Source organism: Mycetocola sp. (assembly GCF_025464835.1).
GTDB lineage: Bacteria > Actinomycetota > Actinomycetes > Actinomycetales > Microbacteriaceae > Mycetocola_A.
In genome coordinates this window covers 75899-98166 of sequence record NZ_JAODMP010000021.1, presented here as the reverse complement: position 1 = coordinate 98166, position 22268 = coordinate 75899, and the positions used below count along the sequence as shown (strand labels likewise).

The 22268-nt window shown below is 66.4% G+C and carries 20 protein-coding genes and 1 tRNA gene; 5 read left to right on the top strand and 16 right to left on the bottom strand.

What is annotated here, in order from left to right:
• Positions 1 to 5: 5 nt before the first annotated feature.
• The 6 genes from atpE to prmC all read right to left on the bottom strand — a co-directional run bounded on the left by atpE (position 6) and on the right by prmC (position 4658).
• Positions 6 to 242 carry an ATP synthase F0 subunit C gene (gene atpE / locus JWP90_RS03195; protein WP_090711036.1) on the bottom strand — a complete coding sequence of 79 codons (237 nt, stop codon included), beginning with the start codon at positions 240 to 242 and terminating at the stop codon, positions 6 to 8.
• Between the two features lie 45 nt (positions 243 to 287).
• Positions 288 to 1085 carry a F0F1 ATP synthase subunit A gene (gene atpB / locus JWP90_RS03190; RefSeq protein WP_297359488.1) on the bottom strand — a complete coding sequence of 266 codons (798 nt, stop codon included), beginning with the start codon at positions 1083 to 1085 and terminating at the stop codon, positions 288 to 290.
• A gap of 165 nt (positions 1086 to 1250) precedes the next feature.
• Positions 1251 to 1697, bottom strand: coding sequence for a hypothetical protein (locus JWP90_RS03185; RefSeq protein WP_297359485.1), 447 nt, complete (start codon positions 1695 to 1697; stop codon positions 1251 to 1253).
• A complete protein-coding gene (locus JWP90_RS03180) occupies positions 1694 to 2980 on the bottom strand; it encodes an MraY family glycosyltransferase (protein WP_297359482.1) in 1287 nt (428 codons plus the stop codon). The genes JWP90_RS03185 and JWP90_RS03180 overlap by 4 nt, the downstream gene beginning before the upstream one ends.
• Positions 2977 to 3663, bottom strand: a complete 687-nt coding sequence (locus JWP90_RS03175; RefSeq protein WP_297359479.1) for an L-threonylcarbamoyladenylate synthase — start codon at positions 3661 to 3663, stop codon at positions 2977 to 2979. Before JWP90_RS03175 ends, JWP90_RS03180 begins: the two co-directional genes overlap by 4 nt.
• 122 nt (positions 3664 to 3785) lie before the next feature.
• Positions 3786 to 4658 carry a peptide chain release factor N(5)-glutamine methyltransferase gene (gene prmC, locus JWP90_RS03170; protein ID WP_297359477.1) on the bottom strand — a complete coding sequence of 291 codons (873 nt, stop codon included), beginning with the start codon at positions 4656 to 4658 and terminating at the stop codon, positions 3786 to 3788.
• A 328-nt stretch (positions 4659 to 4986) separates the two neighbouring features.
• Between prmC and cysK the strand changes: the two genes are divergently transcribed.
• Positions 4987 to 5925, top strand: coding sequence for a cysteine synthase A (gene cysK, locus JWP90_RS03165; protein ID WP_297359475.1), 939 nt, complete (start codon positions 4987 to 4989; stop codon positions 5923 to 5925).
• Between the two features lie 3 nt (positions 5926 to 5928).
• Positions 5929 to 6492, top strand: a complete 564-nt coding sequence (epsC, locus tag JWP90_RS03160) for a serine O-acetyltransferase EpsC (RefSeq protein ID WP_297359474.1) — start codon at positions 5929 to 5931, stop codon at positions 6490 to 6492.
• Positions 6493 to 6572: 80 nt separating this feature from the next.
• Here epsC and prfA read toward each other — a convergent pair whose 3' ends face one another.
• The 8 genes from prfA to JWP90_RS03120 form a co-directional block, all read right to left on the bottom strand.
• Entirely contained in the window at positions 6573 to 7652 is a 1080-nt protein-coding gene (gene prfA, locus JWP90_RS03155) for a peptide chain release factor 1 (protein WP_297359472.1), read from the bottom strand.
• Positions 7653 to 7770: 118 nt separating this feature from the next.
• The gene (gene rho / locus JWP90_RS03150) at positions 7771 to 9984 is read right to left on the bottom strand and encodes a transcription termination factor Rho (protein WP_297359470.1); all 2214 of its coding nucleotides are present in this window, start codon (positions 9982 to 9984) and stop codon (positions 7771 to 7773) included.
• A gap of 355 nt (positions 9985 to 10339) precedes the next feature.
• Positions 10340 to 11257 carry a homoserine kinase gene (gene thrB / locus JWP90_RS03145; protein WP_297359468.1) on the bottom strand — a complete coding sequence of 306 codons (918 nt, stop codon included), beginning with the start codon at positions 11255 to 11257 and terminating at the stop codon, positions 10340 to 10342.
• The gene (gene thrC / locus JWP90_RS03140) at positions 11254 to 12336 is read right to left on the bottom strand and encodes a threonine synthase (protein WP_297359465.1); all 1083 of its coding nucleotides are present in this window, start codon (positions 12334 to 12336) and stop codon (positions 11254 to 11256) included. Before thrC ends, thrB begins: the two co-directional genes overlap by 4 nt.
• 2 nt (positions 12337 to 12338) lie before the next feature.
• A complete protein-coding gene (locus JWP90_RS03135) occupies positions 12339 to 13646 on the bottom strand; it encodes a homoserine dehydrogenase (RefSeq protein ID WP_297359464.1) in 1308 nt (435 codons plus the stop codon).
• A complete protein-coding gene (gene lysA, locus JWP90_RS03130; protein WP_297359462.1) occupies positions 13643 to 15046 on the bottom strand; it encodes a diaminopimelate decarboxylase in 1404 nt (467 codons plus the stop codon). The genes JWP90_RS03135 and lysA overlap by 4 nt, the downstream gene beginning before the upstream one ends.
• Before the next feature lie 141 nt (positions 15047 to 15187).
• On the bottom strand, positions 15188 to 16006 hold the full coding sequence (locus JWP90_RS03125) for a DUF2993 domain-containing protein (protein ID WP_297359460.1): 819 nt from the start codon (positions 16004 to 16006) through the stop codon (positions 15188 to 15190).
• Position 16007: 1 nt separating this feature from the next.
• The gene (locus tag JWP90_RS03120; protein ID WP_297359458.1) at positions 16008 to 17675 is read right to left on the bottom strand and encodes an arginine--tRNA ligase; all 1668 of its coding nucleotides are present in this window, start codon (positions 17673 to 17675) and stop codon (positions 16008 to 16010) included.
• Positions 17676 to 17779: 104 nt separating this feature from the next.
• Between JWP90_RS03120 and JWP90_RS03115 the strand changes: the two genes are divergently transcribed.
• Positions 17780 to 18397: a hypothetical protein gene (locus JWP90_RS03115; RefSeq protein ID WP_297359456.1), complete on the top strand. Its 618-nt coding sequence runs from the start codon at positions 17780 to 17782 to the stop codon at positions 18395 to 18397.
• A 412-nt stretch (positions 18398 to 18809) separates the two neighbouring features.
• Here JWP90_RS03115 and JWP90_RS03110 read toward each other — a convergent pair whose 3' ends face one another.
• A complete protein-coding gene (locus JWP90_RS03110) occupies positions 18810 to 18959 on the bottom strand; it encodes a hypothetical protein (RefSeq protein WP_297359454.1) in 150 nt (49 codons plus the stop codon).
• Between the two features lie 100 nt (positions 18960 to 19059).
• Here JWP90_RS03110 and JWP90_RS03105 point away from each other — a divergent pair.
• A tRNA-Arg gene (locus JWP90_RS03105) sits at positions 19060 to 19132 on the top strand.
• Positions 19133 to 19238: 106 nt separating this feature from the next.
• On the opposite strand, the gene JWP90_RS03100 is transcribed toward JWP90_RS03105, so the two are convergent.
• Positions 19239 to 20078, bottom strand: a complete 840-nt coding sequence (locus JWP90_RS03100) for a DUF3097 domain-containing protein (protein ID WP_297359452.1) — start codon at positions 20076 to 20078, stop codon at positions 19239 to 19241.
• A gap of 141 nt (positions 20079 to 20219) precedes the next feature.
• On the opposite strand from JWP90_RS03100, the gene JWP90_RS03095 reads away from it, so the two are divergent.
• The gene (locus JWP90_RS03095) at positions 20220 to 22268 is read left to right on the top strand and encodes a TPM domain-containing protein (protein ID WP_297359450.1); all 2049 of its coding nucleotides are present in this window, start codon (positions 20220 to 20222) and stop codon (positions 22266 to 22268) included.

Below are 22268 nucleotides of genomic sequence, written 5' to 3'. Positions count from 1 at the left end.
GAGGTCTAGGCCGTGAAGATGAAGTAGGTGGCGATACCGATGAAGGCGAGCGCCTCGGTGAAGGCGATACCGATCCACATCAGGACCTGCAGGCGGCCGGCCAGCTCGGGCTGACGAGCAACACCCTCGATGGTCTTGCCGACGACGATTCCAACGCCGATGGCGGGGCCGATGGCTGCGAGACCGTAACCGACCGTCGCGATGTTTCCGTTGATCTCGGCGAGAACGGTTGTTGCGTCCACGTGTGTTTCCTTCCGTGATGAAAAAAGCAGGCGGTTGCCGGCTCGTTAGTGCTCTTCAGCTACCGCGAGCTGGATGTAAACCGCGGTGAGCAGGGTGAAGACATAGGCCTGGAGCAGTGCGACCAGGATTTCGAACAGGGTGAAGGCGAATCCGAAGGCGAGCGTGACGCCGCCGAGCGGGATGAACCATCCACCGAGGGTGACGACGAAGAACTGGGTGGCTGCGAAGAACAGCACAAGCAGGAGGTGACCGACGACCATGTTCATGAGGAGTCGGAGAGTCAGAGTCACCGGCCGGATGACGAAGGTCGAGATGAACTCGATCGGCGTGACGATGATGTACACCGGCCACGGCACTCCGGTGGGGAACAGCGAGTTCTTCCAGAACTTCCCAGGACTCTTCTTCATGCCCGCGTAGATGAACGTGACGTACGAGATCAGCGCCAGCACAAGCGGCACACCGATGACCGACGTTCCCGCGATGTTGAGGAACGGGATGATGCCGGTGATGTTCATGGTGAAGACCATGAAGAACATCGTCGTGAGGATCGGAAGGAAGCGCTTGCCGTCCACCTTGCCGAGGAGGTCCTCGGCGATGTTGACGCGGACGAAGTCGAGCGCCATCTCGATCAGGCTCTGGAATTTGCTCGGGACGATCTTCATGTTCCGCGTGCCGAGCCAGAAGACGACCAGCAGCGCGAGAACCGCGAGGAAGCGGATCAGCATGATCCGGTTGATGTCGAATCCGGTACCCTCGAACAAAATAATGTCCGGGAAGAATTCCATGATCGACGGCCCGTGGAAGGTCCCGTCGTCGGTTGAGGTCTGAACCAGTAAGTTCACAGCGTTAGCTAACAGCGCGCTCTCCTGTTTCGGGCGGGGAGCTAGGCTCTCGCGACGACGAACGGTGGGAAGTGCCCGACGCACATACTTCTTGCGACATGTTCGGGCGGGGAATCTCCGATAACACTATCAAACGATGCGTGGCCGGACGAATTGAGAGCCCGTTTATTTGGGCCGGTTCTCGTCGCCGGGGAGGGAGATGTCGCTGACGTACGGCATCCGCGACCTGGACACGACGATGACGTCGACGGTGAGTGCCGCGATCACCCCGGCGATGATGCTCAGGAAGAGCACCGTGGGGTTGATCCATGGCTGGTCTCTGAGGAGCACGGCGAGCACGAGGAAGAGCACGAACTTGACCAGCCAGCCCCCCATGACGATGCCGAAGAAGATCGGTACGAAAAGGTCGGTCCCGAACCACCGGTTCGCGAACAGGATGCTTGCTGCCGTGATCCCCAGGAAGAGGATCGACATGGCCGTTCCGATCAACGCGCTCGTCAGCCCGCGGCTTCCGTCGAAGAGGTAACCCAGCCCGCCGCCGACCACCGCGATCGCGACGGCGAGGACGCCACCCCATTTAAGGCTGGCTTTGAGGATCTCTGCTGACTTCATCGGGGTTCCTTGTCTGGGGTTGCGAGGTTCTCATCGGCGATGGGCAGGTCCCGGTCTCTGAGGTCGGAGGCCTCGTCGAGCGGGTCGTACACGGCGAGCGTGTCGGCACGGCCCGTGCCCTCGGGCGCCGCCTGCGCTCGAATCTCCGCTGACTTGCGGCGACCGAGCGGGGCGAGGGTGAACACGGTGCAGACGATGACGCCGACGATGAGGAAACCGAGCGCGAACCAGTACGGCTGGAAGACGAAGAACAGCAGACACGACAGCGCGATGACGGCCGTCCACGCATAGAAGATCAGCACCGCGTGGAGGTGCGAGTGGCCCATGTCGAGGAGGCGGTGGTGAAGATGCATCCGGTCGGCACTGAAGGGCGATTTTCCGGCCCGGAGCCGACGGATGACGGCGAGCGCGAAGTCGACGAGCGGAACCACGAGGATCGCGAACGGCAGGATGATCGGGATGAACGCACCGATCAGCTGACTGCGCCCGACTCCCCCGCCGCTGCTGGGGTCGGCGTTGAGCGCCGACGGGTCGATCTGCCCGGTGATGGCGACAGCTGACGTCGCCATCAGGAGACCGACCAGAAGCGCCCCCGCGTCTCCCATGAACATTTTGGCCGGATGCCAGTTCATCGGCAGGAAACCGGCGCACGCGCCGACGAGGACGGCGGATATCAGCAGAGAGAGGTTGAAGTACGTCGACTGCCCGAGGTCGCGGACGAGGAGGTAACCGTAGACGAGGAACACCCCGTTGGCGATGAGTCCGACGCCGGCGACGAGACCGTCGAGGCCGTCGATGAAGTTCACGGCGTTCATGACGAGCACGATGGCGAACACGGCGAGTGCCGCTGACATCCATGAGGAGCCAACGGTGAGTCCGCCGATCGGCAGGGAGTAGATCTGCACCCCCAGCCAGGCGATGAGACCTGCTGCCAAGAACTGGCCGGCAAGTTTGATCATCCAGTCGAGGTCCCAGATGTCGTCGGCGATGCCGATGACGACGATCAGGAGTGAGGCGCCGAGGATGGCAAGGATGGACCCGGGCGGGTTGAAGGTCTGCTCGAAGAACGGGGTGATTCTGGAGATCAGATAGGCGAGCCCGAAGGCGGCGACCACCCCGATGAACATGGCCACGCCGCCGAGTCGCGGGGTGGGCCGGGTGTGCACGTCGCGCTCCCGGATGCCCGGGTAGAGCTCGTACCGCAACGCAACCTTGTAGACGATGAGCGAGAGGACGAACGTGATGAGCGCGGTTGCACAGGCGATCAGGGCGTAGAGGATCATGCCGTTGACACACCGTCGACGGCCGCCGGCTCGTCGAGCAGGTCGCCGAGGACCTCGCGCAGTTGAGAGCGGGTGATCGCGCCTTCCCGAAGAATCGTCACTTTGCCGCCTGGCGCGACGAGCGCGGTCGCGTCGACGATGGTGGATGCCGTCGACTCGCTCTCACCGCCGTCGAGGTAGACCTCGACTGATTCCCCGAGCATGTCCATGGCTTCCTGCGCCGTTGTGGCCGCCGGCATCCCGGTGCGGTTGGCGCTGGAGACGGCCAGCGGGCCGGTCTCTTCGAGCAGCTCAAGGGCGATGCGGTTGTCCGGCATCCGGACGGCAACGGTTCCCTCTGTGTCGCCGAGGTCCCATGCCAGCGAAGGCTGGGCTGGCAGGACGATGGTGAGTCCCCCGGGCCAGAACGCGTCGACGAGGTTCCGGACGGCTTCAGGGATCTCTGCGGCCAGGGCCTCGAGGGTAGCGATCCCCGGCACGAGAACGGGTGGAGGCGATTGCCGGGTGCGGCCCTTCGCGTCGAGCAGCTTCTGCACGGCAGCAGGTGAGAAGGCGTCGGCGGCGACGCCGTACACCGTGTCTGTGGGGATCACGACGAGATCTCCCTTGCGCACGGCAGCGCGAGCGAGGCGCATGCCGGCAAGGAGGTCGGAATCCTGGGAGCAGTCGAAGAGGCGAGACATCTCGCCGATTCTATCCCGGAGCCGGTGGGAGGAGCCCGGGAACACCCGTGCTGTTCCCGAATCGATACGGCTGGGCACCGGAGGCCCCCGGCCGGACGACCTTTCACAGCTCGTCGGCGCGGTTACCCGCGAAGCGCTGTCGTCGTCCGATCCCGTGAGGTCAGGTCCCGGAACGTCGCTGCGGCCCGCCAGCCGTCACCGGTGAGGATCTCGCGGATCGCCTCCCCCTGCAGTTCCCCGTGCTCGAGAATGAGGGTGCCGCCCGGCCGGAGCAGGCGTGCGGCGGTCTCGGAGAGCTGGCGCACGACGTCCAGGCCGTCCTCTCCCCCGTACAGTGCTGCCGCTGGATCGTAGAAGCGGACCTCGGGGTCGCGCGGGATCGCGGCATCCGGAACATACGGCGGGTTGGAGATGACAACGGATGCCAGCCCGTCGAGTTCGGGGAACGCGCCCGCCAGGTCGTCGAAGACGAGGGTGGCGTTGGCTGCCGACGTCTCGGTGAAGTTCTGCCGAGCCCAGAGGAACGCGTCGACCGAGTTCTCGGCGGCGTAGATGCGGGCGTTCGGCACTTCGGTCGCCATCGCCAGCGCGATGGCGCCTGAACCGGTCCCCAGGTCGATGCCGATCGGTTCGGGGTCCGGCACCGATCGCAACGCATCGATCGCGAACTGGACCACCTGTTCGGTCTCCGGCCGCGGGACGAAGACCCCGGGGCCAACGGCGAGGTACAGCGACCGGAACGCGGCCCGGCCGAGGATGTGCTGGAGCGGTTCACGCTGGGCGCGTCTCTCGGCGAGCAGCAGGACGACCTCAGCCTGGGGCTCGGCCACGGCACGGCCGGTGAGCCCGGCGGCCTGGATCTCTCCCCTGCCGAGATCGAGCACGTGGCCGATCAGGAGTTCGGCGTCGACCTCCGGACTGGGAACTCCCGCCTTCGCCAGAACGTCCGTGATCGCGCGAACGAGCGAGCCGACGGTTACGGGTCTCGAGGTCATGAAGTGCCGGGCCTTGCCTGTCGGGGATAGAGGGGGAAAAGGGGAAGCCGCCGATCTTCGAGCCTACCCGCCTGCGTTGTCAGCTGGGTATTCGTCAGCTGCGGACAGTACGCGACAGTACCGCGAGCGGCCGCCGTGAGACGCTGAAGCGTTGTGCGGGGTGTCGAGTTTCGAGCTGAGGAGCACAATGTTCCAGCGCCGCTCCGGGCTGGAAGCATCACTCGGACCGCGGGAGGAATGACACGAAGCAGTCAGCGGTTGCACCGGGCAATAAGCTGTAATCCAGTCGACTGCGCTGAGCGCGGACCATAACCCAAGGAGCATATACGTGGCCGGAAAAATCTACGCCAATATCACCGAGGCGTTCGGCAACACCCCTCTTGTACAGCTGAACCGAGTGACCGATGGCGCTGGGGCCACCGTTCTCGCGAAGTTGGAGTATTACAACCCCGGCTCAAGCGTGAAAGACCGCCTGGGCGTCGCGATCGTCGACGCCGCAGAGGCCGCCGGTGCGCTGAAACCCGGCGGGACGATCGTCGAGGGAACCAGTGGCAACACCGGGATCGCCCTCGCCCTCGTCGGCGCCGCCAGGGGCTACAAGGTGATCCTCTCGATGCCCGCGTCGATGAGCACCGAACGCCGGGTCCTGCTGCGTGCGTTCGGCGCTGAGCTCGTCCTCACCGAGCCGGCGCTCGGCATGAAGGGCGCCGTCGCCCGCGCGGAGGAGATCGTGGAATCGACCCCGGGTGCGATTCTCGCCCGGCAGTTCGCGAACGAAGCCAATGCGGAGATTCACCGCAAGACCACCGCTGAGGAGATCTGGCGCGACACCGACGGCAACGTCGATATTTTCGTCGCCGGCGTCGGCACCGGAGGGACCATCACCGGGGTCGGGCAGGTTCTCAAGCAGCGCAAACCCGACGTGCAGGTCGTCGCTGTCGAACCGATCGACTCCCCCATCCTCAACGGCGGCGCTCCTGGCCCGCACAAGATCCAGGGCATCGGCGCGAACTTCGTGCCCGAAGTCCTCGACACCACCATCTACGACGAGGTCATCGACGTCAGCTTCGAGGATTCCATCCGGGTCGCGAAGCGCCTGGCGGCTGAGGAGGGCATCCTCGGCGGAATCTCTTCAGGAGCGATCATCTGGGCGGCGATCGAACTCGCGAAGCGCCCGGAGAACGCCGGCAAGCGCATCGTTGCCGTGGTTTGCGACACGGGGGAACGCTACATCTCGACGCCTCTCTGGTCAGATCTCGCCGACTAGACGATGCCCGTTCTCTCCCGAATCCGGGAAGACATCTCGGCCGCACGTGTGCACGACCCAGCCGCGCGCGGATCCGTGGAGATCTTCCTCACCTACTCAGGCCTCCACGCGATCTGGGCGTACCGGCTGACATCCAGGCTGTGGGCGCGTGGCGCCCGGATGCCGGCACGCATGCTCTCGCAGTTCACCCGGTTCCTCACCGGGGTGGAGATCCACCCTGGAGCCGTCATCGGCCGGCGATTCTTCATCGACCACGGCATGGGGGTCGTCATCGGCGAGACGGCCGAGGTCGGCGACGACGTCATGCTGTTCCACAGCGTCACGCTCGGCGGTAAGTCGAAGGGGCGGGAGAAACGGCACCCGACGCTCGGCAACGGTGTTCAGGTCGGCGCTGGCGCCAAGATCATCGGTCCGATCACGGTCGGCGCAGGCAGCATCGTCGGCGCGAACGCCGTTGTGACGAAGGATGCCCCGGCCATGTCATTGCTCGTCGGGGTTCCGGCCCAGGCCCGTCCCCGTGAACCAGGCAAGACCTACGGCCTCACCGAACCGGAGTACCACATCTGACGGTTGCGCCAGTCGCTGTCAACGCCGAAAGCCGGTCATTCCACGGAATGACCGGCTTTCGGCACAACTGAGCGTCGAATTCAGCTCTGATCGCCGATGTCTGCGAGGCGTGCCTCTTCATCGGCCCGAATCGCGGACTCGATCAGAGGACCGAGCGAGCCGTTGATGACGGCATCGAGGTTGTACGCCTTGTAACCGGTGCGGTGGTCGGCGATCCGGTTCTCGGGGAAGTTGTACGTGCGGATGCGCTCCGACCTGTCCATCGTGCGGATCTGGGTTTTGCGCTGGGCGCTGTCGAGCGCCGCCTGCTCCTCCTGCTTGCGGGCGAGGATGCGGGCCCGAAGCACACGCATGCCTGCCTCACGGTTCTGCAGCTGGCTTTTCTCGTTCTGCATGGCAACGACGATGCCGGTCGGCAGGTGGGTGATGCGCACGGCGGAGTCTGTCGTGTTGACTGATTGTCCGCCAGGGCCGCTCGACCGATAGACGTCGATCTTCAGGTCGTTCTGGCTGATCTCGACCTCTTCAGGGGCGTCGACCTCCGGGAAGACGAGGACACCTGTTGTCGACGTGTGGATGCGTCCCTGCGACTCTGTCGCAGGGACCCGCTGGACGCGGTGGACGCCGCCCTCGTATTTGAGGTGCGCCCAGACACCCTGCGACGGGTCGGTCGCGTTGGACTTGATGGCGACCTGAACGTCCTTGTAGCCGCCGAGGTCGCTCTCGGTGCGCTCGAGGAGTTCCGTCTTCCACCCCTTCGACTCTGCGTAGTGCAGGTACATCCGCAGCAGGTCGGCGGCGAACAGCGCGCTCTCAGCGCCGCCCTCTCCGCCCTTGATCTCCATGATGACGTCACGGCCGTCGTCCGGGTCGCGTGGGATGAGCAGCCGGCGCAGTTTCTCCTGTGCCGTCGCGAGGCCCTCCTCGAGTCCGGGGACCTCCGCGGCGAACGCGTCGTCCTCCTTCGCGAGTTCGCGCGCGGCGGTGAGGTCATCCTGCGCCTCGATCCACGCATTGTGCGCAGCGAGGATCTTCGACAACTCGGCGTAGCGCCGGTTGATCTTCTTCGACCGAGCCGGGTCAGCGTGCACCGCGGGGTCAGCGAGCTGTTCCTGCAGGTCCTTGTGCTCGTCGATCAGTACCTGTACCGATTCAAACATTTCTCATCCGTCCTTTGCGTTTCATCCTGCCGGCCAGCTAATGACAAAACCCGCCTGCCCCGGCCGGCCGGCTCTTCTCGGAGCGGCACAGCCCGGGCAAACGGGTTCGTCGATTTCGCTAGCGGTGGTCGCGCTCGTGGTCGTGGCTGCGGCCGGTGCCCGCGACAGGCGCCGGCATCGTCTTCTGCATCTGAACAAGGAACTCGACGTTCGACTGGGTCTCCTTGAGCTTGCCGAGGACAACCTCGAGCGCCTGCTGCTGGTCGAGACCGGCGAGCGCGCGGCGCAGCTTCCATGTGACGCGGACTTCGTCTGCTCCGAGGAGCATCTCCTCACGGCGCGTCGAGGACGCGTTCACGTCGACGGCGGGGAAGATGCGCTTGTCGGCCAGCTGGCGCGACAGGCGGAGTTCGGAGTTACCCGTTCCCTTGAATTCCTCGAAGATGACCTCGTCCATCTTCGACCCGGTCTCGACGAGCGCGGTTGCGAGGATGGTGAGCGAGCCACCGTTCTCGATGTTGCGCGCGGCGCCGAAGAAACGCTTCGGCGGGTACAAGGCGGATGCGTCGACTCCACCGGACAGGATGCGTCCCGAGGTCGGTGCTGCCAGGTTGTACGCGCGACCCAGGCGGGTGATCGAGTCGAGGAGGACGACAACGTCGTGCCCGAGCTCGACGAGCCGCTTGGCGCGCTCGATGGCCAGCTCCGCCACCGTGGTGTGGTCCTCGGCCGGACGGTCGAAGGTGGAGGCGATGACCTCACCCTTCACCGTGCTCTGCATGTCGGTGACTTCCTCGGGGCGCTCGTCAACCAGGACGACCATGAGGTGAACCTCGGGGTTGTTGATCGAGATGGCGTTGGCGATCTGCTGGAGCACGATCGTCTTGCCTGCCTTGGGCGGGGCGACGATGAGTCCGCGCTGTCCCTTGCCGATCGGGGCGATCAGGTCGATGATGCGCTGGGTCAGCTTGCCCGGTTCCGTCTCGAGCCGCAGGCGGTCCTGCGGGTAGAGCGGGGTGAGCTTGCCGAATTCGACACGGGCAGCTGCCTCGTCGACGCTCTGTCCGTTGACGGAGTCGACCTTGACGATCGCGTTGTACTTCTGGCGAGCGTTGGTGTCGTTCTCCCGCGGCTGGCGGATCGCGCCGACGACGGCGTCACCCTTGCGCAGGTTGTACTTCTTGACCTGTCCGAGCGAGACGTAGACGTCGTTGGAGCCGGGCAGGTAGCCGGAGGTGCGAACGAACGCGTAGTTGTCAAGCACGTCGAGGATGCCTGCGACAGGCAGGAGCACGTCGTCGTCGGAGATCTCCGGCTCGAAGTCGGCGTTGTCCGTGCCGCCACGGCGTTTGCGGTCACGGTAGCGGTTGCGGCCGTTCCTGCTGCCGTCGTCCTGCTGCTCGCGCTGCTGGTCACGGTTGCCGTTGCGGTCGCCGCCCTGACGGTCGTTGTCACGGTCGGCCTGGCGTTCGTTGCCGACGCTGCGCTCGGTGTTGGTGCGGTCAGCGCGGTCGTTGTTGGTGCGGTCGTTGCCGGCGTTGCTTCCACGGTCCGTGTTCCGGCTGCGGTCGTTCTGTCCGCCTTGCTTCTCGTCCGTCGCCTGGTCGCTGTTGCGGTTTCGGTTACGGTTACGTCCGCGTCCCTGGCGTGGCTCTTGCGAGTCGTCCGATTCGCCCTGCTCGGAAGGCTCGGCGTCGACGCTTACGGATTCGACGGACTGCTCGGCGGATTCCGCCTCGGCACGGTCGGCTCTCGAGCCGCGTCCGCGCCGGTTGTTCTTCTTGGGGCGCTGAGCGCCAGCCTCGTCCCCCGACTCGGCCGGCTTCTGTTCGGCCGGAGTTGCTTCTGCCGCCTCGGTCGCTGCGACGTTCTCGGCCGGAGCCTCGACAGCCGGAGGAGCCGACACGGCTGCTTCGAGTTCGTTGTTGCCTGGTGCGACAACGGCAGCCTCTTTCGCGGACTGGGTCGTCGCCCGCCGCGGTGCACGCTTTTTGACCACCGGGGCGGCCTGCTCGGCGGGAACCTCGGCCTGCGGCTGCTCGGCCACGATTGCGGGGGCTTCCACGAGGGTGGGTGCCTCTGCCTGCGCCGGAGCCTCAGCCTGCGCCGGAGCCTCAGCTTGACCGTCGGCCTCCGGCTCGACGGGCAGCGTCGCCCCGTCGACCTCGGCAGCGGCCTGAGCCTCTGAGATTCTCGCCACGAGGTCCCCCTTGCGAAGTTTGGATGCGCCCTGAATGCCCCACTGGCTGGCGAGCAGCTGAAGGTCTGAGACCTTGAGTGAGGTCAGGTTTGCGCCTGATTCCGTATCGAAACGGATGTTGACATTGGTCACTGAGAGTGGGTTCCTTCCCCCTGAACCGCGGAATACACGTCAGGAGAGCACATCGCGTGGGCAGGAGAGTCCGTCAGATTGACTCGCACCCTGCGCGCCGTGTGTGCCCCAGAACGGAGACGCACAATGCAGTCGGCGATGGCGTTGGGTTTGCAGAAATCACCCGAAGGCCAGATTTACCTATTCGGCTTGCCTGTCGGGATCGAGCCAACTCTATCACTTCCGCACCGGCGGGCCGCACCCCCCGAACGCGGAGCGTTCGGAGTGGCGGCAGCGCTCACTCAGGCAACCTCGAAAACGAGACGGCGTTCCCCAGCCACCTTTGCCCAGCGAAGCCCGTCACCCGGTGACTTACTCAGTCCGAAACGATCGTCGCTCCACGCACATCCACAGCAAGGAGTTTGCTTTCCCACGGAGACTCGGATTCCCTCGCCACGAGTTCCGCCGCCTCGAGCCGCTGGCCTGGACCGTCGGCGAGGACGAGTACCGATGGGCCGGCGCCGGATACGACAGCGGCGTGGCCGTGGCCACGCAGAAGCGTCACCAGCCGGTCCGTTTCAGGCATCGCAGAAGCCCGGTAGCTCTGGTGCAACCGGTCTTCGGTCCCTGCGAACAACAGCTCGGGACTCTGGGTGAGGGCGGCGATGAGCAGGGCCGACCGGGAGACGTTGAACACAGCGTCTTCATGCGGCACGCTGGCCGGTTGCAGGCTCCGCGCGAGCTTCGTGGAGAGCGTGTGCTGGGGAACGAGGATGAGCGGTGAAACACCCCGGTGGACGAGCAGCTTCTTGTGCTGTGGCCCTGATCCTTCGACCCACGCGATGGTCAGACCGCCGAACAGGGCGGGCGCCACGTTGTCCGGGTGCCCCTCCAATTCGGTGGCGAGCCGCAGGAGCGTGTCGCTGTCGACGTCGACGATTCCCTCGAGGAGCCCCTTGGCTGCGACGATTCCAGCGACGACGGCGGCGCCAGAGGAGCCGAGGCCCCTTCCGTGCGGAATGACGTTGTGGGCGACGAGGTCGACCCCCGGCACCGGCCGGCCCATCGCTTCGAACGTGTGGGCGAGCGAACGGACGACCAGGTTCGACGCGTCGGTGGGGACGACCGACTCGCCGACGCCGTGGATCTCGACGAAAGCGCCTGGTTCGTCGCGAACGGTGACCGTGACCTCGTCATAGACGCTGAGGGCGAGCCCGAGCGTGTCGAAACCTGGCCCAAGGTTGGCCGAAGTGGCCGGAACGCGAACCGTGACGGAGCGGCCCGTCGGACTCACGCGGAGTCCTTGGCCAGCCCGAGGACGCTGGCGACCTCGTTGACGTCGACGGGGACGATCGTCGGAGTGATTTCGCCGCCGTCTGCGTTGCGGAGCGCCCACTGCGGGTCCTTGAGACCGTGACCGGTGACGGTGAGCACGACGGTCGACCCTGCCGGCACCTCACCGGCCTCAGACCGTTCGAGCAGGCCGGCGACGCTGATCGCCGACGCCGGTTCGACGAAGATGCCGACCTCGGTCGACAGTATGCGCTGCGCGGCGAGGATCATGTCGTCCTCGATGGCGCCGAAGTAACCGTCCGTTGCCTCCCGGGCAGCGAGCGCGAGGTCCCAGGACGCCGGGTTGCCGATGCGGATGGCGCTTGCCACCGTCTCCGGGTTCTTCACGACGCTGCCGGTGACCAGCGGGGCGCTTCCTGCAGCCTGGAATCCGAACATCCGGGGCAGTTTCGTGCTGATCCCCCGTTCGAGTTCCTCGGTGTAACCGCGGGTGTACGCGGTGTAGTTGCCGGCGTTGCCGACGGGGATGAAGTGGAAGTCAGGGGCGTCCTCGAGTACTTCGACGACCTCGAATGCCGCGGTCTTCTGGCCTTCGATCCTGTCGTTGTTGACCGAGTTCACCAGGTGAACCGGGTAGTTCGCGGACAGCTCACGTGCGATGTCGAGGCAGTCGTCGAAATTGCCCCGGACCTGGATCAGCTGGGCGTTGTGTGCGATCGCCTGGGCGAGCTTGCCCATCGCGATCTTGCCCTCCGGGACGAGGACGGCTGCGGTGATGCCGGCGTGGGCTGCGTAGGCAGCCGCAGACGCCGACGTGTTGCCGGTGGAGGCGCAGATGACCGCTTTCGCTCCCGCCTCGACAGCCTTCGATACCGCCATGGTCATTCCGCGGTCCTTGAAGGAACCTGTGGGGTTCATGCCTTCGTACTTGACCCACACCTTCGCGCCGGTTCTGGCGGACAGGGCTGCCGCGTAGATGAGCGGGGTGCCGCCCTCACCGAGGCTGATGATGGGTGTCTTGTCGGTCACATCGAGACGGTCTGCGTACTCGTGCAAAACTCCGCGCCACTGCTTCGCCATATCTAGACTCCTTCAACTCGTAGAACACTGACAACTGAATCCACTACATCGCTGGCTTTCAGCGCGGCAACGGTGGCCTGGAGCGCGCGCTCACGGGCAGCGTGCGTGCCGATCACCAGGAATGCCGTTCCCGCGTCGACCGAATCGACCGTCTGCTCGACGGTCTCGACCGAGACGCCGCCGTTGGCGAAGATCATCGCCACCTCGGCGAGGACCCCCTGAAGATCACTCACCCGCAGGGTGATCTGGTACTTGGTGATCACGGCGCCGATCGGCAGCAGAGGGAGGTCGGCGTGCGTGGACTCGCCAAGACCGGGGCCTCCGGCAATGTGGCGGCGCGCAGCCGAGACGAGGTCGCCGAGGACTGCTGACGCCGTCTGCACTCCCCCGGCTCCTGCTCCGTAGAACATCAGGGACCCTGCTGCTTCGGCTTCGACGAAGACCGCGTTGTTTCCTCCGTGCACAGCGGCGAGCGGATGCTCACGGGCGACGAGCGCGGGGTACACCCGTGCCGAGATCCCCTCGGTGCCGTCGTCGGCGGTGATCCGTTCAGCGATGGCCAGCAGTTTGATGACATAGCCGGCGGCTCGGGCGGCGTCGATCTGGGCGGGCGTGATGTCGGCGATGCCTTCGCGGTAGACGCCGTCCGCGGGAACCGTGCTGTGGAAGGCGAGGCTGGCCAGGATGGTGGCTTTCTGGGCGGCGTCGTAGCCGTCGACGTCAAGCGTCGGATCCGCTTCCAGGAACCCGAGCTCGAACGCCGTCTTCTGGGCGGCTTCCATACTGTCGCCGAACCGGTCCATCCGGTCGAGGATGAAGTTGGTCGAGCCGTTGACGATCGCGAGAATGCGTTTGACGTTGTCGCCGGCGAGGCTGTCACGGAGGGGCCGGATGATCGGGATCGCGGCGGCGACGGCGGCTTCGTAGTAGATCTCGGCGCCGACCTGTTCGGTGGCGTCGAAGAGCTCCGGGCCGTGCGCGGCGAGGAGCGCTTTGTTTCCCGTGACGACATCGGCCCCGGCGTTGATGGCCTGCAGGATGAGTGTCCGGGCCGGTTCGATCCCGCCGATGAGCTCGATGACGATGTCGGCGCCGACGACGAGGGACTCGGCATCCGTTGTCAGCAGTTCACGGGGCAGCTCGACGTCGCGGGGCGCGTCGAGGTCACGGACGCCGATCCCAACGAGCTGGAGTCTCGCGCCGACGCGGGCGGCGAGCTCGTCCCCGTTGGCGAGGAGCAGCCTTGCCACCTGGGAGCCGACGGAGCCGGCCCCGAGCAGCGCCACTCGGACAGTGCGGTATTCGGTCATCGTGCATCCAATCCGGCGTCTCGCGCCAGCAGGTCGGCTTCGGTCTCGCCACGGACGATCACGCGGGCGACGCCATCTCGGACAGCGACGACCGGCGGGCGTCCCAGGTAGTTGTAGTTGCTCGCGAGAGACCAGCAGTATGCGCCGGTCGCCGGGACAGCCGCGAGGTCGCCAGGGGCGACGTCGCCTGGCAGGTAGTCGTCCTGGACGACGATGTCTCCGGATTCGCAGTGCTTACCCGCCAGCCGGACGAGCACCGGTTCCGCGTCTGAGGCGCGCCCGGCCAGCCGGACAGAGTAGTCGGCGCCGTACAGGGCCGGCCTGGCGTTGTCGCTCATTCCGCCATCGACGCTGACGTAGCGCCTCGTGGCCGAGCCACCGGCATCCGTCAGCAGTTCGACGTCCTTGGTCGTTCCGACCTCGTACAGCGTGAACGTGCTCGGACCGATCACGACACGGCCGGGTTCGAACGCCACGCGCGGAATGGGCACGCCCAGGCGCTCGCATTCGGTGGCGACGATCCGTGCGATCTCGCGGGCGAGCTCGTCGATCGGTGTGGGGTCGTCGACGTCGGTGTAGGCGATGCCGAAGCCGCCGCCGAGGTTGAGTTCGGGTACGGGGCCTGCGGCGAGCAGGTCCCTGTGCACGGTGAGCAGCCGCGCGGCTGACTCAGCGAACCCGTCCGATCCGAAGATCTGCGAACCGATGTGGCAGTGCAGGCCGAGGAATTCGAGGGAGTCGAAGCCCCGGATGCTCGCGACCGCGTCCGCAGCGTGCTCGAGCGGAAGACCGAACTTCTGGTCTTCGTGTGCCGTCGCCAGGAAGACGTGGGTGTGTGCGTGCACGCCGCTGTTGACCCGAAGACGGACCCGCTGCTTGCGACCATGGCGCTCCGCGGCCGCCGCGACGCGCGGAATCTCCTGCAGGCTGTCGATGACGATGGCGCCGATGCCGGCTTCGACGGCACGGTCGATCTCAGCGATGGATTTGTTGTTGCCGTGGAGGCCGAGGCGGGAGGCGTCGACACCGGCAGCGAGGGCGACGGCCAGTTCGCCACCGGAGCAGACATCGATGTTGAGGCCGGCTTCGGTGACCCAGCGGGCCACCTCGGCGCAGAGGAACGCTTTTCCTGCGTAGTAGACGGTGGCGGAGCTGCCGATCGCGGTGAATTCCCGCTGGAAGGCAGCGAGAACGCCTGCGGCGCGGTCGCGGGCATCCGCCTCATCGACGACGTATACCGGGGTGCCGAAACGGGCGGCGATGTCTGGTGCTGAGACGCCGGCGACGGTGAGTTCGCCGGTCGGCGCCCGGGAGACATGGGCGGGCCAGACTGCTGCTGCGAGCGCATTCGCGTCATCGGGCGCGCGCAGCCATGACGGGGCGAGTGGGTGAGAAGCCACGGCAGGAACCAATCGTGCGGAGGGGAATGTACCGCGCGGATGAGCGGTGGAGACAATTCAATTCTACTGAGAGCTCGTGGCCCCTCGTGAAATTGTGGCACGCGACGTATGCGGGGCAGGGTATCCAGCCGGCGGCATCCGTCAGGCGGGGCACTCCCCCGTCGACCGAAGCGAACCACCGGAGAGCGTGAAGTCGGACGCGGCGAAGCTCAGCGTCGCTTCGCCGTTGCGGACCTCGATCGCTGAGATCGAGACGCCCACAGGAAGCTTCTCCGCGAGGCAGATCCTCACGGGCTCCGAGCCGACGACCCGGTTCACAAGCCCGGACAGGTCGAGGTCGCCAACGGCTGACGTCACTTCGGCACCCTGCGGGGTGACGAGCACGTCCGTGCCGTCCGGGGCGAGCGAAGCGGTGACGACGTAACCGATGGGCACCCCGAACACCGTCGTCGAGCCGTCATACCCAACGGTGCCATTCCCGAGCGTGATCACCGCATCGTTCTCCGGCAGGGTCAGCAGTTCGTTGAGTGCTGATTCGTCGAGCGTCACCGTCGCGTCGATGTCCTCGACAGCGGCCTTGAGGTCGATCGGGACCCCGGATGCCGTCACCGTCATCTTCTCGATGGGGATGCCGTCGAAGCGGATGTCGTCGGAAGAGAGGGTCACCTCGTGCATCCGTCCGCTGAACAGCTGAAGGAGCACCCAGTCCCCGGCGATGTCCACATCGACCGTTCCGTCGACGTTCGCAGGCAGGTTGGACTCCACGGCGGCGGCCACCGTGTCCTCGGCGATGCCGCGGGTGAGATATTCGGCGAGGAACGCGCCGCTCACCACGACGAGAACCGCAACGACGAGGATGATCACACCGGTGAGCACGCGCCGGCGTGCCGGCTTCCTGGCCGGTCCGCCGTCGGATTCTGCCGCCCGCTGTAATCGCGTCCAGCCGTCCGCGTCGGACACGTTACATCCGCTCCGGAGCCGAAACGCCGAGAAGGTCGAGGCCGTTGCGGACCACCTGGCCTGTCGCGTCGTTGAGCCAGAGCCGGCTGCGGTGCACATCCCCGATCGGCTCGTCACCGAGCGGAATCACGCGGCAGTTGTCATACCAGCGGTGATACAGACCGGCGACCTCTTCGATGAACCGGGCGACACGGTGGGGCTCGCGCAGTTCCGCGGCCTGGGCAACGATCCGCGGGAACTCCTGCAGCGCGCCGAGCAGCGCCCGTTCGGTTTCATGCTCGAGGAGCTCTGGCACGAAAGCGCTGCGGTCGACCCCAGCCACCTCGGCGTTGCGGGCGACCGAGTGCGTGCGCGCGTGGGCGTACTGCACGTAGAAAACCGGGTTGTCATTGCTGCGTTTGCGCAGCTGCTCGGGGTCGAGGGTCAGTGGGGAATCCGCCGGGTAGCGCCCAAGCGAGTAACGCAGGGCGTCGGTGCCGAGCCAGGCCTGGAGGTCGTCGAGTTCGATGATGTTGCCTGCACGCTTCGAGAGCTTGGCACCGTTGACGCTGACCAGCTGTCCGATGAGGATCTCGATGTCGATGTCGGGGTTGTCACCGGCTGCTCCCGCGAGCGCCTTGAGGCGGTGCACATAACCGTGGTGGTCGGCGCCGAGCAGGTAGATCTTATGCGCGAACCCGCGGTCGGACTTCGACAGGTAATAGGCGGCATCCGCTGCGAAGTAGGTGTAGATGTCGTTTCCGCGGCGGATCACCCGGTCCTTGTCGTCGCCGAAGTCGGTGGTGCGCACCCAGACGGCACCGTCCTCGTCGAAGACGTGACCCTGCTCGCGAAGGCGCTCGACGGCGTCGTCGATGGCGCTGTGGCCCGTCTCGGGGTTCGTGGCATGAAGTTCCCGCTCGGAGAACCAGACGTCGAAGTGCACGTTGAAGCTCGCCAGGGACTTCTCGATCTCGACGAGCTGCAGTTTGTATGCGAGCTCTCGGGCGGCGGGGAGCGCCTCCTCGTCGGGCAGGTCGAGGAGCTTCGGCTCCATCTCGAGCACCTGGCGGCCGAGTTCGGCGATGTATGCGCCGGGGTAGCCGCCCTCCGGCGTCTCCTCCCCCTTGATCGCCGCGAGAATGGAGGCACCGAACGTGTCCATCTGGCTGCCGGCGTCGTTGATGTAATACTCGCTGGCGATGGTCGCACCCGATGCCTTCAGCACGCGGGCGATGGAGTCGCCGAGCGCAGCCCAGCGGGTGTGCCCGATGTGGAGCGGCCCCGTCGGGTTGGCTGAGACGAACTCGACGTTGATCGACTGGCCGGCGAGCGAGACGTTGTGGCCGTACGCGTTCCCGGCTTCGACGATGACCTTGGCGAGGGCGCCTGTCGCCGCAGCGTCGAGGCGGACGTTGAGGAACCCTGGCCCCGCGACCTCAGCAGTGGCGACGCCGGGAACCGAAGCGATCCCTTCGGCCAGTTCGGCTGCCACCTCACGAGGGTTGGCACCGATCCGCTTGGCGATCCGCATGGCGACGTTGGAGGCCCAGTCGCCATGGTCGCGATTGCGCGGACGCTCGAGAACGACGTCGTCGCGGCTGATCTCTGCTCCGGCTCCAGCGCGGCGGTTCTCAGCGAGCGGCACGACGAGTTCGAACAGGGCGGCGGCAAGGTCGTCTGGGGTCACACAACCGATTCTATCCGGACCCGTGAATCCGCCTCGCGCGGCGTATGCGCGATCGCACCTGTGACAGTTGTTATGGTCGAACCATCCCCCACAGAGAGATGGATATGGCTTCCACGTTCGCCCGCACACACGCGCTCCGCCCGCTCGCCGTCACCGCCGCGCTTCTCGGCTCACTCCTCCTCGCCGGTTGCACTCCGGCGCCGGCGGCGTCCTCGTCGCCGACCACTGGTCCGACTGAGTCAGGCCCCGCAGCGAGCGGCGCGCCGACCCCGTCGCCGGCTGAGACAGCGGTCGCGAGCGAACCGGTCGAGATCGCCTGTGAAGCCCTGATCACCCCGGCGGACATGTACGCGTTCAACCCCAACATCAGCATGGTGGCGGAAGCCACGCCGAAGGCGGGCAGCAAAGCGAGCGAGATCGCCGCAATGGGTGGCCAGTTCTGCCAGTGGGCCAACAACTCGAGCAACACCACCATCGATGTGGCCGTCGCCAGGCTCGGTGACGCCGCGTTGACGGATCTGAAGAACCGTGCGGTCACCGAGAGCAAGCAGGTGCCCACCTATGCCGCTCCCCCTGTCGAGGGTTATTTCACGATGGTGGAAAACGAGGGAGAAGCCCAGGTCTTCACCGGGCCGTACTGGATCACCATTCGCGCCATCGACTTCTCCGAGCCTGGCGATGCCGAGCAGCTGGCCGAGGCTGCGATCGCACACCTGTCCTAGCGCGGACAGCGTCGGGGCGGCAGCACCGGTGTTCGATGGTCGAGCACGTGGAAGTTCGTCGGCTTCAGGCCGGCGCAAAGGCAGACACCCTGCAGGCTGGGTGTCGCACGCGGAGCAGCGCGATCACCAGGTGGGCGTAATCCCGGCAGCCACCCTGCCCGGATGCGCGTGTGGTGGCGGCGCTGTCGCTCGAGCCGGGGACGGAGCTGAGGCCGTCCTGAACGCACCAGGCGACCCGTCCAGGAGCATCTGGCCGCCGAGCCCCCGAACCGCTCGCCGCCACACGCTGCAGTTCGCCTGATTCCGCGTAGCGGCTCGATGGGACGCTGCCCGGCGACCACAGAGTGGTCGTGCACGTGAACGGGACCGGGCTGCCCGGCGAAACGATGCCGTCGTGTTCCGTGGCGGTCGATCAGCTCCAGCGGGGCGATCTGCTGCCACCGGAACGGATCGCCAGGGTCTCGGAGAGGATGGGCGTCCCCGCGGCGACGGCGAGGGGAAGAACGACATCGCTCGGCCCGCCCGGCCGGATTTCCAGGTGAGCGGAGACGGTGCGATGCATCCGTCCATCAACACACGGGGTCACAGCGGCATCCGCCGCTCGTGGTGCTCCCAGCGACGGAGATTTGCCGGCGCAGAATTCTGATAGTTTTGTGGTGCACGCCTTCGTAGCTCAGGGGATAGAGCGTCGGTTTCCGGTACCGCAGGTCGCAGGTTCGAATCCTGCCGAGGGCACACTTTTCTCCACGCGCCGAACGACGTCCGCGAAACGCCGCGGACGCCGTCCCGATCGCTCTGGCGACCGGGACGATCCCTGATGGGCGCAGACGGAAGCTGCGCTCTACGGAGCGGTGACGAAGTCGATGAGCTCCTCGACCCGGCCGAGGAATGCGGGCTCGAGATCTGAGTAGTTGCGGACCCGCCCGAGGATGGCCTGCCAGGCCCTGGCGATGTCGGCCTGGCTCTCGTTCGGCAGCCCGAGGGCCGCGCAGATGCCCTTCTTCCACTCGATCGACCTGGGGATGTCCGGCCATGCTTTCAGGCCGACCCTGGCCGGTTTCACCGACTGCCAGACGTCGATGTACGGATGCCCGACAACGAGCACGTTCCCTCCGTGGCTGCCGCGCATCACGGCATCCGCGATCCTCGACTCCTTCGAGCCGGGAACGAGGTGGTCGACGAGCACACCGACTTTTCGTTGAGGGGTCGGTGCGAAGTCGGTGATGATCGCCGCGAGGTCGTCGATCCCGCCGAGGTACTCGACGACGACACCCTCGACGCGGAGGTCGTCGCCCCAGACCTTTTCGACGAGCTCGGCGTCGTGCCGGCCCTCGACGTAGATGCGGGAGGGCAACGCGACCCTGGCGCGGGAATCGGCGACGGCGAAGGATCCGGAGGCCGTGCGGGTTGGGCCGGCCGGCTTCTTCTTTTTCGGCGCGACGAGGATCACCGGTTTGCCGTCGATCAGGAATCCACCGCCCAGCGGGAACACCCGGCGTTTGCCGTGGCGGTCCTCGAGTTGGACGGTCTTGCCTTCGATCCCGGTGACCGCACCGCACCAGCCGGTCGAGGCCTCTTCGACGACGAGGTCGGTTGTTGCCTCCTCTTCGAGCGGAGGGGGCGTTTTGCTTGCGCGCCAGTTGGTCGCCAGCACGTCGGATCCGTAACGGTCGTTGCTCACCCGGGCAAGGTTAGACCGGAATTCATAGCACAGGAGGATGCCACGCGGCGACCCCGGGAGGCTCACACCGACTCGCTGGACGCGCTCAGCCAGGCAACCCTAGACTCGCAGGTGTTCTCGACCGACGACAGAAGGCGGCAAATGCGGGCACGCTCACTCTGGGCCCTTGCGGCCGTCACGGCCGCTCTTGTGCTGGGGACCCCTGCCGCCGCGATCGCCACCGATCCGGTTCAGCTTGGCTCTGGGCGCGTGCTCGACGAGGCCGGCGTGCTGGGCGGTTCAGATGCCGCCGAGATCGAATCCGCGATCGATGCCCTCAATTCCGATTCCGGGGCCGACCTCTGGGTTGTCTACGTCGACGAGTTCACGAATCCGAGCGATGCAGCCGAGTGGACGAACACGACGGCGGAGGCGAACGGCCTCGGCCCGTCGCAGTACCTGCTTGCGGTGGCCACCGAGCAGCGCACCTACTACCTCTCGGGCGCGACCGGCGGGCCGGTGAACAACGAACAGCTCGGCGCCATCGAACAGCAGCTGGTCCAGCCGCGCCTGAGCGATGAGGACTGGGCAGGCGCCGCGGTGGCTGCGGCCTCCGGTCTCGGCAACGCGATCGCCGGCGACGACGTCGCCGCCTCACCTGGCGGGGGCGCCGGTGTGTCGAATTCGGTGGTGTGGCTGGTGATCGGCCTGATCGTGGTCATCGGGATCATCGTCATCGCCTCGACCCTCCGCAAGCGCAATAAGAAGAAGGCTCTCGATCCCCGTGCAGGAGAGCCGGCCGACCTTGCGGCCGTTGAGACGGCAGACCTCGAGCGCCAGGCCGGGAGCGCCCTCGTGGAGACGGACGATGCAGTGAAGACCAGCGAGGAAGAACTCGGCTTCGCCGTCGCCCAGTACGGCGAGGAGACGGTCACCGCGTTCCGTTCCGCAATCGCCGCGGCGAAGGGTAGCCTTTCGCGAGCGTTCACCATCCGGCAGAAGCTGGCGGACGCCGAGCCTGACACCGAGCAGCAGGTGCGCGCCTGGAACGCCGAGATCATCCGGCTGTGCATCGACGCGAACGCCGCGCTCGACCGGGAGGCGGAGGCGTTCGACGAACTGAGACAACTGGAGCAGAACGCTCCAGCGGCCGTCGAGAAGCTGCGCGCGGAGCATCGGCAGGTGACTGACCGCCTCTCCACAGCATCCGCCACGTTGCAGTCGCTCTCGGTGCGCTATGACGCTGCCGCCCTGAGCACGGTCAGGGACAACGTGGCACAGTCCGGGGAACGGCTCGCGTTCGCGAGCGAGAACCTCAACGCCGCCGCCGAGGACGTCGCCGCCGACCAGCTCGGCGCGGCCGCGGTCGACATCCGGGCATCAGAAGAGGCCATCGACCAGGCCGCTTTGCTGCTCGACGCCATCGACAAGCTCGGCGCGGACCTGGACGCCGCCCAGCGTTCGATCTCCGATGCTGTGGCGGATCTGCGCAGTGACCTCCAGCTCGCCAGGTCGCAGCCGGACGCGGATGGCTCACTCGTCAACGTGATCCGGGAGACGGAGAACGCCGTTGCCGAGGTCGAGCAGCAGCGCGCGAGGATCCATAACCCACTCGAACTGCTTCGTCGGCTTCAGGCCGCGAACACGTCGATCGATGGGATCCTCCAGCGGGTGCGGGATGCGCAGGCCCAGTTCCAGCGGGCACAGTCCCAGCTCGGCCACGCTCTCTCCGCCGCAGGAGCACAGGTGTCAGCGGCCGAGGACTACATCACAGCCCGCAGGGGCGCTGTCGGCCCTGACGCACGCACCCGGCTGGCCGAAGCGGGACGCAACCTGGTTGAGGCGCAGCAGTTGGCGGCATCCGACCCGGTGTCAGCGCTCACCTACGCACAGACCTCCAACCAGCTCGCCCGCGCCGCGATCGACTCCGCCCAGTCGGACGTCTCCGGTTTCGGGATGCAGCCCGGCGGGTTCGGCGGCGGAGGGCTCATGGGCGGCGGCCAGCAGTCGGGCAGCGGCATGATGGGCGCCATCCTCGGCGGCATCATCATCAACTCCGTACTCAGCGGCGGAGGCCGTTCGGGCGGCGGGTTCGGCGGTTTCGGCGGCGGGCTCGGCGGCGGATTCGGCGGAGGCTCCCGCGGGGGCCGCAGCGCAGGAAGTTTCGGCGGGGGCGGCACACGCTCCCGACGGGGTGGCGGCCGTTTCTGA

Coding starts and splice junctions, on each gene's coding strand:
- JWP90_RS03185 (WP_297359485.1), bottom strand. CDS start 1,697: ATGAAGTCAGCAGAGATCCTCAAAGCCAGCCTTAAATGGGGTGGCGTC.
- JWP90_RS03180 (WP_297359482.1), bottom strand. CDS start 2,980: ATGATCCTCTACGCCCTGATCGCCTGTGCAACCGCGCTCATCACGTTC.
- JWP90_RS03175 (WP_297359479.1), bottom strand. CDS start 3,663: ATGTCTCGCCTCTTCGACTGCTCCCAGGATTCCGACCTCCTTGCCGGC.
- prmC (WP_297359477.1), bottom strand. CDS start 4,658: ATGACCTCGAGACCCGTAACCGTCGGCTCGCTCGTTCGCGCGATCACG.
- epsC (WP_297359474.1), top strand. CDS start 5,929: ATGCCCGTTCTCTCCCGAATCCGGGAAGACATCTCGGCCGCACGTGTG.
- prfA (WP_297359472.1), bottom strand. CDS start 7,652: ATGTTTGAATCGGTACAGGTACTGATCGACGAGCACAAGGACCTGCAG.
- thrC (WP_297359465.1), bottom strand. CDS start 12,336: ATGGCGAAGCAGTGGCGCGGAGTTTTGCACGAGTACGCAGACCGTCTC.
- JWP90_RS03135 (WP_297359464.1), bottom strand. CDS start 13,646: ATGACCGAATACCGCACTGTCCGAGTGGCGCTGCTCGGGGCCGGCTCC.
- JWP90_RS03115 (WP_297359456.1), top strand. CDS start 17,780: ATGGCTTCCACGTTCGCCCGCACACACGCGCTCCGCCCGCTCGCCGTC.
- JWP90_RS03110 (WP_297359454.1), bottom strand. CDS start 18,959: ATGCATCGCACCGTCTCCGCTCACCTGGAAATCCGGCCGGGCGGGCCG.
- JWP90_RS03095 (WP_297359450.1), top strand. CDS start 20,220: ATGCGGGCACGCTCACTCTGGGCCCTTGCGGCCGTCACGGCCGCTCTT.